This window comes from Vibrio artabrorum (assembly GCF_024347295.1).
Classification (GTDB): Bacteria; Pseudomonadota; Gammaproteobacteria; order Enterobacterales; family Vibrionaceae; genus Vibrio; species Vibrio artabrorum.
Window position 1 is genome coordinate 1253097 of the sequence record NZ_AP025459.1, and the last position, 17622, is coordinate 1270718.

Consider the following 17622-nt stretch of genomic DNA (forward strand, 5'->3'; position numbering starts at 1 on the left):
GAGCCCAATAGAACACCAAAAACGATATTGAGAATTCGAGACTTGGTACTATTTTTTACTCGCTGCAGTGCTTCGACTTCAGATGCACTTAGTCTTCTATGACCAGTCTTCTGGTTACAGTTTCCACAATGTAGAAGCATTTCATCCTTAGACATTTACCTCTTCCTTTATCACGAACTTTGAACCTGTGTGCTAACGCCGCATTAAGTGGTGAAACGTCTAGCACCAGACCTAAACCATTGTGCTATAACACTAAATCGATTGAAGTGAGGGCACCAAGCATTGTGAATCACCTTTAAAGTTCTTGTTATAAGCGTCCTTCATGTTACCACGTTCTATCTAAATCTTGTGCGTATAAAGAAATAGCTCGCTGATACTCTTTAATGGCATCACTGTTCGTGGTCGATACTAAAAGCTCGAGTAACAAAGATGTTGCTTCTTTATGGCGTCCCAAGTTGTAGAGACACATGGCATAGAAAGGCTGAACTTCAATACAACTCGGGTACTCGCTTAGAGTTTGCTCGAAATAGCTTGACGCCTCCGAATACATGCCGAGACTTCGATAGGTGCTCGCTAATCCAAACAAAGCATCAAACCTTTCTACCGAAGGTAATAGGCCTGAAAGAGATGACAGATAATGAGCAACCGCTTCTTGCTCTTTACCCTCATTGTCGTACGACCAAGCAATTTGCAAGTGAGCCTTAGCAGAATAAGTCTCATCGTCCAATAGCGTTTTTAGCAAAGCTCTCGACTCTTGATACTTAGCCTCTTTTCGAAATTCAATTGCTTGTTTGATGATACTTTCCATAATTTTCCCCGAAGCTTATAACGCCAAATTAAGGCGTGAGGCACGCAATACCGATGCCACAACATATCACCTTAATCACGAAGATTAACGCACAGTAAAAATACAACACGTTGCGAATCAACCCTAAAGGCTTGTTAGTTGCGTTCTAACCACTCCGAGCGCAACACCCCATATTTGACTGAATCATAATACTCGCCATTGTAATAACGAACTTTTCGCAGCCTAGCTTCTTGCTGAAAACCCAATTTCAAAGCCAATGACATCATTCGAAGATTACCTGACCAAGTAGTAAAACCAACCCTTTCAATTTCCTTACTTTCGAACAGATACGACACCCATATCGGAATCGCTAAAGCAGCAATGCCTTTACCCCAATACTCTTTATCGTAAATAATAACACCAGCTTCAAGCCAACGAGTTTCTTCACATTCCCAGTAACAACTGACCATTCCCACTGGAATATCATCAACTGTGATCAATTGCGAATCTAAGCCCAATAAAAGACGCTGAAATGAAGAGTTTTTAAACTGCTCTAAGGATGGATGAGAGTATGGAAAATAAGGCCCATTGAACTTAGTCCATTCGTCATTTGAGATAACCAAAGCGTGGATAGAATCCAACTCATTTTCTCTTGCAGGTCTAATACTTACTTTCATTTCTTACACGAAACCCCTTGGTTCTTTGTCGCAAATTAGCACCAAAATAAAGTGTGAGCAACATTGCCACCGACCTAAAGCATGGTGCCATAAACACTAAATTTAACGTAGAAGCAAAAATGCCTAGCGTTGAGAATCCGTCTCAAATTGATTGTTCGCTCTCTGTATGTCGCATAAGCTATTGAAACTCTTGACCATGATTTTCTATGGTTGCTTTACCACAAATTGTACAAACAACATACCTGTCAGTTAACTCTAGAGAAGCACCTCCAGGTAAAGAAGCAGCGGGACCACTAAAAAAACCATCTAAAAATGCTTTGAACTGTTCTTTTTTTGACTTACCGTATTTCGATGGTTTTTGCTTCATAACTTCTTTGTGTTCAGTATCCTTCCCACATTTTTCACAAAACCTAGTGTTCATAATTCCTCCTGAATCGATTGCTATAAAGAACGTCAAATCCACCACGATTTTTGACTTTGTGATGAAGCTCATAAGAGAGCTAGCGCCCTGTTAAGGTGTGAGCAACGTAATACGATAGCTCACGCATTGTGACATAACCACTAAACAGATTTGAAGTGAAGGCGCCAAACGTTGTGAATCACTCTTAAATTTATTGTTATGTGCGTGCTAATGGGTTGCGCTGTTTAGTTGTAATAAGTCCCACTTAGTTCCATATAAATCTTGGAACACCACAACGGTGCCGTACTCTTCTACTCGCGGAGCTTCGAGGAATACCACACCATTTGATTTCATTAATTCATAGTCTCGCCAGAAATCGTTGGTTCGTAGAAACAAAAATACTCGACCACCAGTTTGGTTACCTACTGCTTTAGATTGTTCCTCGGTGCTCGCTTGAGCCAAAAGAAGATTTGTACCATTGGAATTTGGAGGGGAAACCTGAACCCAGCGCTTACCACCGCCTAAGTCGGTGTCTTCAACTAATGTGAATTGAAGTTTTTGCGTATAAAACTCGATAGCATCATCGTAATTCTCGACGACTAGAGCTACATTACCGATTTGCTGCTGAACGGGCTTAGACATAGTGGTTCCCAATTATCTCAAAACACTGATTCTACACTACTTTGTCGATTTTCCGATAAAGCACATAACGCGCAATTAACGTGTAAAGCACGCGACCACAAAACTCAATTTGAACACCGTCAACACGGAACTAGACCCAAACCAAAATTGCCGGGTATGCTGAATCACTGTTGAATGGTTTGTTATATGCCAGACTTCAAGTACACGCCTTCCTGACGGAATTGTGCTCGTAAATCTAACATTTGTACATTCGTTGATATCATCGAAAACAGATTACCAATGGCTACGGCAAACATTAAGCCTGCTGCATATCCATTCCATAGCCCAAGAGCTCCTTGAGAGAGCATGTTAAATGCCAGACAAAAGAAGATGATACTGGAAATAAACATTCTTAATTCCCCACAACTAAATTTGTAGGTGTTATTCGTATAGTCATACTTAATTTGAACTCTTGAACTGAGGCCACCAAGTTTTATATACATGGTACTTTCACTGCTTTCATAAGCAATGTCATTGAGATCTAGTACTTTTTCTATTCGTTTCAACATAACTTTAAGCTCTCTAAAAATTGATTACTTTGAGGTTATTCCTCATAGCATTCTATTTCATAAGATATTTGAAATTTCTCAGCCCAAGTCACGTATAAAGCAGGCTCATAACGAATGACATGGATTCCCCCTACCGAGGATCTGCCACACTTATGTGGTACTTAAATGCATCGGAGGCACCATGTCTGATTATTCTTATTTCTGCGGTATCGACCTAGCTAAAAACCACTTCAGTCTTCATGCCGTAGACCAAAATGGTAAGGTCATACTTCATAAGTCGGTAACTCGCTCTAAACTACTGACTACAATAGCAAATATGCCACTCATGCGTATAGGCGTTGAAGCGTGTGGTGGTGCACATTATTGGGCAAGAACACTCCATAAAATTGGGCACGACGCCCGCATTATGGCCGTTAAATACGTAATTCCTTATCGAACTAAAGGAAAGAACGACCTTAATGATGCTGTTGCCATATGCGAAGCTGTTCAGCGTCCATCAACTCGCTTTGTACCCGTAAAATCCCCCGAGCAACAAGCCATCTTATCGGTACATAGAATGAGAGAGCATTGGGTTCGTGAACGCACCGCGCTTATGAATCGCATGCGCGCCCTACTCTCTGAGTTCGGGTTAATCATTCCTGTTGGCCGCTCTTCATTGCTGAAACACGTTCCCTTAATCCTTGAAGATGCAGAAAATGAACTGCCACATCTCGCAAGAACGGTGATTGCCGATGCTTATCACCACCTTGGAGAGTTGAATCAACGTATCGCCGATACAGAGCAAGTCTTTGACTCTTTTGCTAAGGTCAGCGCTAATGTTCAACGAGTGATGAAAGTTCGAGGTATTGGACCGCAAACCGCTACTGCGATACTTGCTTCGATAGGCAATGGTCCTCAATTTGATAAAAGCCGTGATTTCTCTGCTTGGCTAGGACTCGTACCAAAGCAATATTCGACGGGAGGAAAGCCTCGCTTAGGTCGGATAACCAAACACGGCGACAAATACTTGCGAACACTATTAGTTCACGGGGCAAGGACAGTCATTGCTAACCTTGGCGACAAGCAAGATAAGCTAAGTCAGTGGTGTCGAGGCGTTCTAGAACGAAGAGGAATGAACCGAGCGATAGTGGCACTTGCCGCGACGAACGCACGAATTATATGGTCGCTTTTACACAATCAAACCGAATATGAAAACTATGCTGCTTAAGTAGAAACCTAAGCAGCATAAAGAGTTAAACCCACCGGATCATTGCAGACGCTAATGATGGAGATAGGTTAAGACCACTTGCGGAGAGCCTGTTAATGCGGCGGACACACTAGATGTCATCTAACGAATAAGGCATCGCAGTCGCGCAAGTCATCAGGGCCACGACGTATGCGAATCGTCGATAAGTAGGCCGAATGTAGAGCGACAGTCCAAAACCCATCAACATAAGTTTAGCGGATGTTTGACAACCGGGGGAATCCATGTAGCCGCGTTAAGTAGTGAGCAACGCCAACCACCTAACCTAAACCATTACGCCATAAACACTAAGCCCAACCTTGAACTGAGAACGCCAAGCGTTGGGAATCTGCCTTAAACGCCTTGTTATGAAACAATATTTTCGTAATTGTATATATGGTCTGCGTACAATTTTCCACCAATTTGATAAGCTTCCGGCACGACCTTGGTTAGAGAAAACCCAGCCTTGGTCAGAACTTTCTCTGAGCCAATATTACCTTCCGTGACTATTGCGCCGAAGGAACGAATTCCTTGCTCTTCAGATGCCCATGAAATCAACGCTTTTAACGATTCAGTACCAAAGCCTCGACCGTGATATTTAGGTAGAATCAGATAACCCACTTCTGCACTACCATCGGCGATACGGAAACCAGTAACACCTATTTTCTCACCAGTTTCAGTCAGAGTCATCGTCAAGCACAACCAGTGCTCAGAACTGTTACTCCAAACAGGTAGCCTTGACTCAAAACTTTCCCTAATTGCTTCAGGTGATGGTTCATCGAAGCATAAGCTTATTACTTCTGGATCTTGATTTAGAGACTGAAATAAATCCCAGTCATCAGCCGTAATTTGAACCATTTCTAATCTATCTGTTTGTATATTCAATTGCTAAACTCTCCTTGTTTCATAACGCTTTGCTAAGTGGCTGGCAAAGCACCTAACCAGAAGCAACGCACCTTAATCATTGAACTCATTGGAACTGAAAATGCCAAGCGTTGCCAGTCCATTTAAGCAATTTGTTATGAAAAGGCGCTAAACCGCGCCACTTAACTCAATGCCAACGCCCTAGCCTCTGAAATAAGCGCCGACTGCTGGCCCACAATGATTACCTGAAAGTCACTCCAAGCAAACGCAAAAAGTGAGGAAACAAAGAAGTGCCGAACGATAAACTCACGGTGAAGATAATTGCCACAACTCGATCTAGTTTTAGAGCATAAAGTCACATGGCATATTATTCTTTCGACATATCCCAATAGGCTTAAAAGCAAAGGAAACAGCAAGATTTAAGCCTAAGAGGATTTTAATTAGATGGTAGAAAAGCACAGCCTTTGAAGAACAAAACCACCTACAAAAAGATACGTTAACAGCAGCTTCATAACGCCGCATTAAGGTGTGAGCGGCGCTTGGCTATACTTGAGCGAAGCGAAACTGCCAAGCGTTGCGAATCACTCTTAAATGCTTTGTTAGGCTACTGTGCCGAGAGTTTAGTTTCCACACATTCCATTTTCGGTTCAGGAGCTCTCTTACCGGACTCAGAGTCAAAAAAAACAAGGTCTAGACTCGCTTCACCAAGCATCATTTTTTCAGCTTGTTCTAAAGCAGCAAAATAACCGGGAGGTGAGCCAAATTCATACTCCCCGCTTCGAAAGGTATCGATTCGTAGAGATGAGCGCAATTTTCGAAACGCTTCAGGTGTTTTTTGAAATGTAGCAACAACGCCCTTAAAACCTTTTTCTAATTCTGAGTCAGAAAAATAGCCTGTTACATTACAAAAGCTACGATCCAAAGCGCAATTAACTTTAAAGACATTTGCTTCATCTTTTAATTGCATCGAACAAAACCCAGCCTGAGCCCCAAAAGAAAATAGAATAAATGCGACAGATAAATATTTTTTCACTTTGCCTCCTTTGTAGCCTAACGCTAAGCTAAGTGGCTAACAAACCTACCACCTAACCCAATTTGAGCACCTTAATCACAAAACTAAACCGAACCGAAAATGCCAAGCGTTTGTTAGTCCGTCTTAAGCGCTTTGTTATGTGAATTTTATCAGCGTACATCCTGACAAAAACGAAACAAGTAACCATCAGGGGTTTGAGCTATAAATTGCTTTTGAGTTACCACCGAATCTCCGCACTGATAAGACTTAGATTCCAGAGGCAAATATATCGAATCCAATGATTGCTCACGTACACGAGCATAAATGCGCTCAATATCCGCGACATCCCATTGAAAGTTAACCCCTCTACCTAAAGGTGCTTCAAATTTACCAGGAACCCACTTGCGACTATTACCATCAATTCCCTCCAGCATGATATCTACGCCGTCGAGAGTTAAGTAAGCAAACTTTTCGTCAATACGTTCATACTTTAGAGCAAAGCCTAACACATTGATAAAGTAAGATTTACTAACATCCATATCGAAGCAATATAATTCTGGCACTACTCGTAATGTCATAATTTCCCTATTCACATAACGCCCTGTTAAGGTGTGAGCAACGCAACACCAGAGCCGCCGCATACCACCTTAAAAACTAAACGCAACGCATGGTAAAAATGCCAAGCGTTGCGAATCACTCTTAAACAGATTGTTAGGCATTTACACGCTATAGCTATAATGTTGGGACGTTTCGTAATCATATATTGATACTGAGCCGCCATTTACTGTGCCGCTATAGTGATTGCCCGAGTCATAGTCATACCCACTAAACTGGCTACCATTCATGTTCAGTTGTATATGCGCACCATTTCCGTAATCATAAAGGCTGTTAGCACTTCCTGTAATATGACAACCACGATCATAGTCATAAACATTTACGGTACTTTCAGTTACTGTGCCACTGACACTTATGTGTCTTGATTGGGAATAATCATAAACTGAACTCGCAGTTCTGCCATGAAGTAAGCCAGTGATATACGCTATACATGCCCTAGTGTTACTGTTCATATATCCTCCTGATGCCTAACGCCGCAATAACACGTGCGAACGCCTTAATTACCAAACCAATTATACTTCAAACCACAAACGCCGAGTGTAATTAGCATCGTGTTGATTGCTTTGTTATACGAATTGCTCAACAGATAGAGTGACTAACTTCTCATCATTATAAATGACTACTGAAACATCAATTTCCATGCCTAATTTTTCTAGGATTTTAATTGAGGGGATATTATCTTTTACTGCCACACCATATATCTTCTTATGATTGCCCAACCCAAATGTAAACCTCAAAACAGCGTTAGCAGCTTCATATGCATAACCCTTTCCTTGAGCGTTTTTCATAAAGCCATATCGAATATCACTACATTCAACATTTGGCGAGGTTTCTACACCAACATAGCCGAGCTTAACCTCTGGATTAACTTTTGAATAAACAATAAAAGAGCCAAAACCCAGCTTCCAGTGTTCAATTCTTTTAGCTACATGCTGAAAGATTTCATCATCATTATAAGGTGCAGATTTTGGAAGATATTGGCTCATCAATGGGCAAGACATGATTTGCTTATAGATATCAATATCCTCAATCATTACTGGTTTTAGTATTAGCCGTTCTGTCTCGATCATCCTTGTATCCACCTTATTCGTATAACGCCCAATTAAGGGGTGAGCAACGCTACCCCCCAACCTAAAGCATTGTGCCATAAACACTAAACTTGAAGTAGAAGCAAAAATGCCAAGCGTTGGGAATCCCTCTTAAATTGTTTGTTAGGCTACTGACTCCGGCTTTACTAGCCTAAAATCGATCGAAAATGGTAGGTCGGCGGGAACCCAACTGTTATTGCTGAACTCAAATGTACGCAAGTTGCAACTTGAAGTCATTCCGTTCTCAAAGTAGTTGTATGAGTCTATCGTGTGTAGGTTTACTGTTTCGTTTTCAACAGAGTATTTAGGCTCAATAGCACACAGTTCAATATTAAATTGAATCCTAAGATCATAAAGAGCGATTAGCGTATTAATACAATGTTCAAGATCCTGTAGAATACAGAACTCCCTACCACCTTCGTCACGAAGTTGAGGAGCGTAAAAGTAGTCATATACCTTGCTATCGGTGTACACATAGGCACACAGAGGGATGACTAAATCAAATTCGGAGTAGTTCTGATTGCTCACACGTCCGTGCTTTTCCTTGATTCCAAAGCTCAAGACACGGTGAAAAGCTCCGTCGTCTTTGTTTAGCACATTACGCTTTGTTATGCCATGCTCTGTTGAAAACTCCGGCTGTTCAAACACATGCAATACTTTTGCGCACACCCGTCCCAGCTTTTCTTGTAGTAGTGAATACTGGTCATCATTGTATACAGGAAGGGATTTCTTACCTACAAGATGAAATATCTCGTTTATGGGATGAATAACATTCCAAATAAAATATCTTACTTTATTATCTAGCACAGTTTTCTCCTGTAGCCTAACGCCCTGTTAAGGTGTGAGCAACGCAATACCGAAGCCACCGCATACCACCTTAAACACTAAAAACAACGCATGGTAAAAATGCCACGCGTTGCGAATCACTCTTAAACAGTTTGTTATATTTATGCTGCCGACTTACTTTCCTTTACCGTTTTCTTTGGATGTATGGACTCAACCTCACTAGCTTCATTCTCAAATGAACCTTTGTCGAAGTTATCCTTAAACTGTTTAGGGAACCACTTTGTCAGCATAAAGCGCAGATAAAAAAGTATTGCCAAAGAAACTGCGAATAGGAAAACAGCAATTGAGTCATAAAGCATACTGTCTGTTTTAGCTGAATTTTCGTCAGACATCACCAACAATGCAGTTCCTGCAATACCGAGAATCAATGGATCGACTGCTTCATCAGGACCAGGGGTGAACAACATATAAGCTAGCTCAATTGCAGCTGAAACCATTACAGCCTGACTAACTAGGGCTAAGATGCTCGTCGAAAGAACATATTTGATAATTTGGTATTCTTCTATGGAACCTGTCGGCAAACCAATAAATGACCAAGCCTTAGTCATCAGAAACAGAAATATATACGCCCCAACACAATACTGCAGACCCGATTTAAACTTTTCGACCACTTTTTCTAATGACATTTAGTACCAACTTACTCCAATAAATATAACGCTGCGTTAAGTGGTGAACAACGCTACCACTCACCTAAAGCATTGTGCCGTAAACACTTAAGCACAAGCAAATTGAAAATGCCAAGCGTTGTGAATCCGCCTTAAACGCTTTGTTATGACTATGGTATCTCAAATCACCACCAAGCAAGTCAAACACTGTCTTTAACAAGGAATTTTAGCAACGTCTTTAGTTTCATTTTATGTCACCATTGTTGCTGTCTTTCCGCCTGATCTGCTCCAGTCAGACTGGACACCGCATTAAGCGACATATTGTTTTTCAAAGTTAACTGGGCTTAGATACCCAAGAGCACTGTGCCTTCTTGTTCGATTATAATCAACTTCGATATATTCAAAAAGCGCTTGGCGCATCTCTTCTCGCGTCATTATCGGCTCGTATTGGATGGCTTCTACTTTCATTGTGTGGAAAAAGCTTTCAACACAGGCGTTATCCCAGCAATTTCCCTTCCTACTCATACTTTGTTTTAAATTATGAGCTGCGATTAAGTCTCGGTAGTCTTTTGAGCAATATTGGCTGCCTCTATCACTATGGATAATCATTCCTTCTGGCATGCCTCTGCGGAACAAAGCCATTGATAGCGCATCACAGACAAGAGTTGCGGTCATTCTTGTACTCATTGACCAACCAACGACTTGCCGTGAATACAGGTCGATAATAACAGCTAAATACATCCAGCCTTCGCTAGTCGCGAGATAGGTGATATCTCCAGCCCATTTTTGATTTGGGGCTGTCGCATTAAAGTCTTGGTCAAGCAAGTTCGGGGCAACGGGAAGCCTATGCTTACTGTCTGTCGTGCTTTTGAACTTACGGGCGGCCTTCGCAACGAGTCCCTGACGCTTCATGCTCGCGGCGATGGTTTTTACATCGTGCTTATTACCATTTTCTTCAAGTTCTTTTTGAATACGCCTTGCACCATCACGTTCCTTTTTATCATCAAAGACTTCGCGAACTTTGATATCAAGTTGCTTGCGGTGCTCGTTTCGTTGAGTGACTTTATTGCGATTATCAATCCAGTAATAAAACCCACTTCGAGAAATCCCAAACACCTTAGCCATACGGACAATCCTATATTGCATAAGGTGTTTGAGCATAAACTCATAGCAATCTACTTTAGATTTTTCGCGAAGTAGGTGGCGGCCTTTTTTACGATATCTAGCTCTTCAGCTTGCTCTGCCAATAATCGTTTGAGTTTGGCATTTTCGGTGACGAGCTCTCTTTCTCTATCACTGACTTTCGCGTCTTTTTTGACGGCTTTACGCCATCCATAGATCTGGGATTCATATAACGATAGCTGCCGTGCAGCCGCAGCGACCCCCACTTTCTCTGCTAACTTAAGTGCTTCAGCTTTAAATTCAGGAGTATGTTTGATTCGTGTTTTCTTAGTTGTCATTGTTCACCTCGTTAGTGATTGTACTCACTTAACTCAGTGTCCAAAACTTTTGGTGCGGATCAATATGACCTAAGTCTCCTGGTTCTAATGTATTGCTAATTATCATTACTGCTCCCTCGCGATGATTTTGACTGTATTTATAACGCTAAGCTAAGTGGCTAACAAACCTGCCACCTAACCCAATTTGAGCACCTTAATCACAAAACTAAACCGAACTGAAAATGCCGAGCGTTTGTTAGTCCGTCTTAAGCGTTTTGTTAGTTTGCTACCGCGATAAACCAAAGGTTTAGCGCCAAGGTGCTGAATTGACAACCAAACTACTGGCTTTAAACGAAGATGTAAAATTGAAAACTACGAATATCAAATTCATACAACAAAACGGGCTTGGCTAAGAAGACTTTCATAGATGCCGACAACCACAAATGCAATTTTCAATGCTCACACTTAACTTTCAAAACCAAAGAAGCAGCGCGCAAGAACATTGAGAAATGAATCTTACTAACACGAAAGAAATGAATAACACAGAAGCTAATTAACTGAAAAACAGGCTACGTGAGATGCCTATTTCGATGAAAAGTCTTTGGGAGATAACAGGTGTATAGCTAGAACGCAAAACCCAGCTTTTAGACCAAAACGCTTTTCTGCCCCTTGCAAACTAACGCTAAGCTAAGTGGCTAACAAACCTACCACCCAACCCAATTTGAACACCTTAATCACAAAACCAAACCGAACCAAAAATGCCAAGCGTTTGTTAGTCCGTCTTAAGCGTTTTGTTAGTTTGCTACCGCGATAAACCCAAGGTTTAGCGCCAAGGTGCTGAATTGACCATCAAACTACTGGCTTTAAACGCAGATGTAAAACTGAAAACGACAGAACTCAAAACCAACCAACAAAACGAGCTTGGCTAAGAAGCGACATGCGCCAGACAACCACAGTTTGAAGGATTAGAGCTGACAAAGGATTCGTTCGATGAACTTAACAGCCAAGTGCGACAAAGCCAGTTAAGAACAACTTAGCCGCAACGAAAAAGAAGCCGCGCAAAAGAACGTAGCGAAAAAGTTAGAACCCGTAAACGACTAACCCACAACAAACACTTCCAACATAGTGCCACCGGAAAGTTCGTGAGATTAGAAAACGAACAGGTGTATAGCTAGAACGCAAAACCCAGCTTTTAGACCAAAACGCTTTTCTGCCCTTTGCAAACTAACGCTAAAGCTAAGTGGCTAACAAACCTGCCACCCAACCCAATTTGAGCACCTTAATCACAAAACTAAACCGAACCAAAAATGCCGAGCGTTTGTTAGTCCGTCTTAAGCGTTTTGTTAGTTTGCTACCGCGATAAACCCAAGGTTTAGCGCCAAGGTGCTGAATTGACTACCAAACTACTGGCTTTGAACGGAGATGTAAAATTGAAAACTACGAATATCAAATTCACACAACAAAACGGGCTTGGCTAAGAAGACTTTCATAGATGCCGACAACCGCAAATGCAATTTTCAATGCTCACACTTAACTTTCAAAACCAAAGAAGCAGCGCGCAAGAACATTGAGAAATGAATCTTACTAACACGAAAGAAATGAGTAACACGGAAGCCAATTAGCCGAAAAACGGGCTACGCGAGATACCTATTTCGATGAAAAGTCTTTGGGAAATAACAGGTGTATAGCTAGAACGAAGAACCCAGCTTTTAGACCAAAACGCTTTTCTGCCCTTTGCAAACTAACGCTAAGCTAAGTGGCTAACAAACCTGCCACCTAACCCAATTTGAACGCCTTAATCACAAAACCAAACCAAACTGAAAATGCCGAGCGTTTGTTAGTCCGTCTTAAGCGTTTTGTTAGTTTGCCACCGCGACAAACCAAAGGTTTAGCGCCAAGGTGCTGAATTGACTACCAAACTACTGGCTTTGAACGGAGATGTAAAATTGAAAACTACGAATATCAAATTCACACAACAAAACGGGCTTGGCTAAGAAGACTTTCATAGATGCCGACAACCGCAAATGCAATTTTCAATGCTCACACTTAACTTTCAAAACCAAAGAAGCAGCGCGCAAGAACATTGAGAAATGAATCTTACTAACACGAAAGAAATGAGTAACACGGAAGCCAATTAACCGAAAAACGGGCTACGCGAGATGCCTATTTCGATGAAAAGTCTTTGGGAAATAACAGGTGTATAGCTAGAACGAAGAACCCAGCTTTTAGACCAAAACGCTTTTCTGCCCTTTGCAAACTAACGCCGCATTAAGGTGTGAGCAACGCTACCACAAAACTTAACCAGACCACCGTAAACACTAAACCCAACGATGGAATGAAAAATGCCATGCGTTGGGAATCACTCTTAAATGCTTTGTTAGCAATATCTTACTCGCTGTCTGCGATATCACCAGCATTAAAATTAGATGTATCTTCGGTAGAGATCTGCCACGTAGGTTCTACTGGCATCGATGGTGGTGGCGGTGGTGCTTTTGGAGCTTCATTTTTTTCGTCAGACATAATGACCTCATCTGTTGTTAGTTCTGGAATTGTAGATTTTTGAAATAGTGCACTAGATAGAACTGAGATTTCCTTTGCAACATTTTTATCTTGAATAAGGGTGTTTTTCCGAGGTGAGGAAACATCTAAATCAGCGACTACAAAAACAGCTGAAAGTAGACCTAAGGGTACAATAGATTTAATCAACCATTCAATTGAACACTTTATTGCAATTCTTCTAGATTCATTTATAGCTGAATTATGATCAATACATTGAGTAAGCAGGCGTATCGTAAACCTATCAGTGTGCTTGTCGGGATCTGGTGTAAGTTCTTTTGTACCATATGTTTCATTGTATTTAGCAATTTCGTCAACACGTTCGTGAAGCTTAGTGTTGTACTCTAGTACTTCGGTCGCCTTAGAAAAATTTCGATACTCAGCCCCAACAAAAGCAATTTTTGTATACTTCATTGAAAGAATAATCAAGATTAAGAAGATTAACCCAAACACATAGAATGAACCAATTGCATATAGATTAGAGTCGTAATCCATCATCCGCACCATATATGCAAACATAGCTAGAAAAGTAATATAGACCCCTAAGTTAATCTGGACTCTAGGAATCATTTGTTCTCGAACTTGCTGTTCATGAAAGTATATGCCTTTCAATACATTATATGTTTCTTTCATCTATCTCCACCGAATGGGTGACTAGTATTGCTAACGCTAAGCTAAGTGGCTAACAAACCTGCCACCTAACCCAATTTGAGCACCTTAATCACAAAACTAAACCAAACTGAAAATGCCGAGCGTTTGTTAGTCCGTCTTAAGCGTTTTGTTAGTTTGCTACCGCGATAAACCAAAGGTTTAGCGCCAAGGTGCTGAATTGACTACCAAACTACTGGCTTTGAACGGAGATGTAAAATTGAAAACTACGAATATCAAATTCACACAACAAAACGGGCTTGGCTAAGAAGACTTTCATAGATGCCGACAACCGCAAATGCAATTTTCAATGCTCACACTTAACTTTCAAAACCAAAGAAGCAGCGCGCAAGAACATTAAGAAATGAATCTTACTAACACGAAAGAAATGAGTAACACAGAAGCTAATTAACCGAAAAACAGGCTACGCGAGATGCCTATTTCGATGAAAAAGTCTTTGGGAAATAACAGGTGTATAGCTAGAACGAAGAACCCAGCTTTTAGACCAAAACGCTTTTCTGCCCTTTGCAAACTAACGCTAAGCTAAGTGGCTAACAAACTTACCACCTAACCCAATTTGAGCACCTTAATCACAAAACTAAACCGAACTGAAAATGCCGAGCGTTTGTTAGTCCGTCTTAAGCGTTTTGTTAGTTTGCTACCGCGATAAACCCAAGGTTTAGCGCCAAGGTGCTGAATTGACAACCAAACTACTGGCTTTGAACGCAGATGTAAAATTGAAAACGACAGAACTCAAAACCAACCAACAAAACGAGCTTGGCTAAGAAGACTTTCATAGATGCCGACAACCACAAATGCAATTTTCAATGCTCACACTTAACTTTCAAAACCAAAGAAGCAGCGCGCAAGAACATTGAGAAATGAATCTTACTAACACGAAAGAAATGAGTAACACGGAAGCCAATTAACCGAAAAACGGGCTACGCGAGATGCCTATTTCGATGAAAAGTCTTTGGGAAATAACAGGTGTATAGCTAGAACGAAGAACCCAGCTTTTAGACCAAAACGCTTTTCTGCCCTTTGCAAACTAACGCCGCATTAAGGGGTGAACAACGCCACCACCTAACCTAACCCATTGTGCCGTAAACACTAAAACCGATTCAAACTAAAATTGCCAAGCGTTGTGAATCCCTCTTGAATGCTTTGTTAGCCTTTTTGTTTTCAATGCTTCTCTACTTTGCCGCATTTGTCACAACGGTATAGTTTTTCTTTAGCAATATAGTAAGAAGAGCCGACTAAACTTCGCCAAAAAACTTCGAAAGAGAAGCCAAGCGCCCGGATAAATGAAAACGCACTTGGCTTCTCTTTACTTTGTTCATCATCGTTAAATGTTGAAATCAAAGTATGAGGAGTTAATGCATTACAAGATGAACAGTTTAATGGGTATTTTTGGTACTTATTCATGTGCATTTCCTCTATTTGATTCCACATGCTTGGAAAGAAGGCTAACGCCCTGTTAAGGTGTGAGCAACGCAATACAAAAGCCTCCGCAAACCACCTTAAACACTAAGCACAACGCATAGTAAAAATGCCACGCGTTGCGAATCACTCTTAAACAGTTTGTTATGTGTGTTGTTTTTTCAATGACCCTGGCGATTTTTCCCCTAACTTCTCAGCTATACCCGTAACATCAACACCTTCATAATCCAACTTTTTAACTATGCGGCTTCTTACACTTTTTAAATATTCAAGAAGATGCAATACATGTGAAGTATTTACCTTAATTTTACCATTTACATCGATTTCCTGAAGGACAACAGCGCGACCGGCTTCAATTAACGAATCTAGAGTTTTGTCTTTTTGTTTGCTCTCTTTAACACAAACAATTCCCAGAGCAATATGGTTTTCATCGATATCGAAGACTTCATGAGGTAACTTGCCTACCAACATATTAAGATCTCCGCCTTCTTGAACAAACTTCAACACCTCGGGTTTTAACTGGCGATAACCTTCTACATTTTTCTCGACCCAGTCCAGTGTATCCTTCATATTTTTTCCAACAGAGCTATAGGCTGACCTCTTAATTTCAATAACTCCATGCACACTCTGTTGCGGAACTAACGCAAAGCCTGCAGTATCAAATATCGCAGGTAAAGGTGTAGGACTCCAAATCATAAGATCCAACTGCTTTAACTTCTCTCCTACTTGAGCTGTACCGATAAGACTTCCTGTAGAGCATATATGTGGTGTCATAAAATTTCGAATTAGCTCAGTCACCGCAGATTCTGCATATGCACCAATAACAGCTGGATTGCTAGTAAACTTTATAATTTCATTATTAGCGGTAAGCGAATTTACCAGCTGTTCAGTATATGTTTTCCAAAAATAATCGCTCATTTTAAACCTCGAAACACATAACGCCCGCTTAAGGGGCAGCCAACGCTACTACCAACTTACCGCATAACACCGTAATCACAAAAACCAACGCATAGTAAAAATGCCGCGCGTTGGCTGTCCCTCTTGAAGCGTTTGTTATGCGTTTACTCAAAGATTTCATAGTAACGTTCAACATTTACCGTCACTTTGCCCCAGTTAGAAGCCTTAACTCTTTTTTGATGGCGCTCGAAAGCAGCTTTATCAGTGAACTCTTCATAAACGTCAAAACGAAGAGGATTCTCTGAATTTTCAGTGACGCTAAACGTAATACAACCAATCTCTTCTAGAGTAAGACGCTTATGGTTCACCAACTCATTTTTTACCAATTCAAGATCCGATTCAGGAACTAAAATAAAACCTTTTAATGTTACTTTTGACATGAATTCCCTCGTGACGCATAACGCTAAGCTAAGTGGCTAACAAACTTACCACTCACCTCAATTTGAGCACCTTAATCACAAAACTAAACCGAACCGAAAATGCCGAGCGTTTGTTAGTCCGTCTTAAGCGTTTTGTTAGTTTGCTACCGCGATAAACCCAAGGTTTAGCGCCAAGGTGCTGAATTGACAACCAAACTACTGGCTTTGAATGCAGATGTAAAATTGAAAACTACGAATATCAAATTCACACAACAAAACGAGCTTGGCTAAGAAGACTTTCATAGATGCCGACAACCGCAAATGCAATTTTCAATGCTCACACTTAACTTTCAAAACCAAAGAAGCAGCGCGCAAGAACATTGAGAAATGAATCTTACTAACACGAAAGAAATGAGTAACACGGAAGCCAATTAACCGAAAAACGGGCTACGCGAGATGCCTATTTCGCTGAAAAGTCTTTGGGAAATAACAGGTGTATAGCTAAAACGCAGAACCAAGCTTTTAGACCAAAACGCTTTTCTGCCCTTTGCAAACTAACGCTAAGCTAAGTGGCTAACAAACCTGCCACCCCACCCAATTTGAACACCTTAATCACACAACTAAACCGAATCAAAAATGCCAAGCGTTTGTTAGTCCGTCTTAAGCGCTTTGTTAGTTTGCCACCGCGATAAAGCCAAAGGTTTAGCGCCAAGGTGCTGAATTAACTATAAAACTACTTGTTTTGAACGCAGATGTAAAATTGAAAACGACAGAACTCAAAACCAACCAACAAAACGAGCTTGGCTAAGAAGCGACATGCGCGAGACAACCACAGTTTGAAGGATTAGAGCTGGCAAAGGATTCGTCCGATGAACTTAACAGCCAAGTACGACAAAACCTGTTGAGAGCAACTTAGC

Annotated in this window: 17 protein-coding genes; 1 reads left to right on the plus strand and 16 read right to left on the minus strand. The window is 41.1% G+C overall.

The annotated features are described in order from the left end of the window. Positions 1–325: 325 nt before the first annotated feature. The 5 genes from OCU36_RS19615 to OCU36_RS19640 form a co-directional block, all read right to left on the minus strand. Positions 326–808: a tetratricopeptide repeat protein gene (locus OCU36_RS19615; protein ID WP_261840164.1), complete on the minus strand. Its 483-nt coding sequence runs from the start codon at positions 806–808 to the stop codon at positions 326–328. Positions 809–942: 134 nt separating this feature from the next. After that, positions 943–1464, minus strand: a complete 522-nt coding sequence (locus OCU36_RS19625; RefSeq protein WP_261840166.1) for a GNAT family N-acetyltransferase — start codon at positions 1462–1464, stop codon at positions 943–945. Positions 1465–1642: 178 nt separating this feature from the next. Next, on the minus strand, positions 1643–1885 hold the full coding sequence (locus OCU36_RS19630; RefSeq protein WP_261840167.1) for a hypothetical protein: 243 nt from the start codon (positions 1883–1885) through the stop codon (positions 1643–1645). 207 nt (positions 1886–2092) lie between these two features. Then, positions 2093–2506, minus strand: coding sequence for a VOC family protein (locus tag OCU36_RS19635; RefSeq protein WP_261840168.1), 414 nt, complete (start codon positions 2504–2506; stop codon positions 2093–2095). A gap of 182 nt (positions 2507–2688) precedes the next feature. Continuing rightward, the gene (locus tag OCU36_RS19640) at positions 2689–3054 is read right to left on the minus strand and encodes a hypothetical protein (RefSeq protein WP_261840169.1); all 366 of its coding nucleotides are present in this window, start codon (positions 3052–3054) and stop codon (positions 2689–2691) included. 181 nt (positions 3055–3235) lie between these two features. On the opposite strand from OCU36_RS19640, the gene OCU36_RS19645 reads away from it, so the two are divergent. Continuing rightward, the gene (locus OCU36_RS19645; protein ID WP_261840170.1) at positions 3236–4261 is read left to right on the plus strand and encodes an IS110 family RNA-guided transposase; all 1026 of its coding nucleotides are present in this window, start codon (positions 3236–3238) and stop codon (positions 4259–4261) included. A 381-nt stretch (positions 4262–4642) separates the two neighbouring features. Here the strand turns inward: OCU36_RS19645 and OCU36_RS19650 are convergent, their stop codons facing one another. The 11 genes from OCU36_RS19650 to OCU36_RS19720 form a co-directional block, all read right to left on the minus strand. Then, on the minus strand, positions 4643–5134 hold the full coding sequence (locus tag OCU36_RS19650) for a GNAT family N-acetyltransferase (RefSeq protein ID WP_258638835.1): 492 nt from the start codon (positions 5132–5134) through the stop codon (positions 4643–4645). 610 nt (positions 5135–5744) lie between these two features. Continuing rightward, positions 5745–6173, minus strand: a complete 429-nt coding sequence (locus OCU36_RS19655; RefSeq protein WP_261840171.1) for a hypothetical protein — start codon at positions 6171–6173, stop codon at positions 5745–5747. Between the two features lie 149 nt (positions 6174–6322). Beyond that, the gene (locus tag OCU36_RS19660) at positions 6323–6730 is read right to left on the minus strand and encodes a bleomycin resistance protein (RefSeq protein WP_261840172.1); all 408 of its coding nucleotides are present in this window, start codon (positions 6728–6730) and stop codon (positions 6323–6325) included. Between the two features lie 603 nt (positions 6731–7333). After that, positions 7334–7837 (minus strand): GNAT family N-acetyltransferase, encoded by a 504-nt coding sequence (locus OCU36_RS19670; protein WP_261840173.1) that lies wholly within the window; start codon positions 7835–7837, stop codon positions 7334–7336. 141 nt (positions 7838–7978) lie between these two features. Beyond that, entirely contained in the window at positions 7979–8662 is a 684-nt protein-coding gene (locus OCU36_RS19675) for a hypothetical protein (RefSeq protein WP_261840174.1), read from the minus strand. A 140-nt stretch (positions 8663–8802) separates the two neighbouring features. Continuing rightward, positions 8803–9327 carry a PTS sugar transporter subunit IIC gene (locus OCU36_RS19685; protein WP_130347454.1) on the minus strand — a complete coding sequence of 175 codons (525 nt, stop codon included), beginning with the start codon at positions 9325–9327 and terminating at the stop codon, positions 8803–8805. Positions 9328–9615: 288 nt separating this feature from the next. Next, a protein-coding gene (locus OCU36_RS19690; protein WP_261840176.1) for an IS3 family transposase occupies positions 9616–10766 on the minus strand; the annotation gives its coding sequence in 2 pieces (ribosomal slippage) (positions 9616–10523 and positions 10523–10766; 1152 coding nt in all). 2367 nt (positions 10767–13133) lie between these two features. Further along, positions 13134–13934, minus strand: a complete 801-nt coding sequence (locus OCU36_RS19695) for a hypothetical protein (protein ID WP_261840177.1) — start codon at positions 13932–13934, stop codon at positions 13134–13136. 1197 nt (positions 13935–15131) lie between these two features. Beyond that, positions 15132–15374 carry a hypothetical protein gene (locus tag OCU36_RS19700; protein WP_049877489.1) on the minus strand — a complete coding sequence of 81 codons (243 nt, stop codon included), beginning with the start codon at positions 15372–15374 and terminating at the stop codon, positions 15132–15134. Positions 15375–15533: 159 nt separating this feature from the next. Continuing rightward, the gene (locus OCU36_RS19710) at positions 15534–16307 is read right to left on the minus strand and encodes a DUF6602 domain-containing protein (protein ID WP_050907594.1); all 774 of its coding nucleotides are present in this window, start codon (positions 16305–16307) and stop codon (positions 15534–15536) included. A gap of 143 nt (positions 16308–16450) precedes the next feature. Beyond that, complete coding sequence (locus tag OCU36_RS19720; RefSeq protein WP_261840178.1) at positions 16451–16726, minus strand: putative quinol monooxygenase; 276 nt, start codon at positions 16724–16726, stop codon at positions 16451–16453. Between the last annotated feature and the right edge of the window lie 896 nt (positions 16727–17622).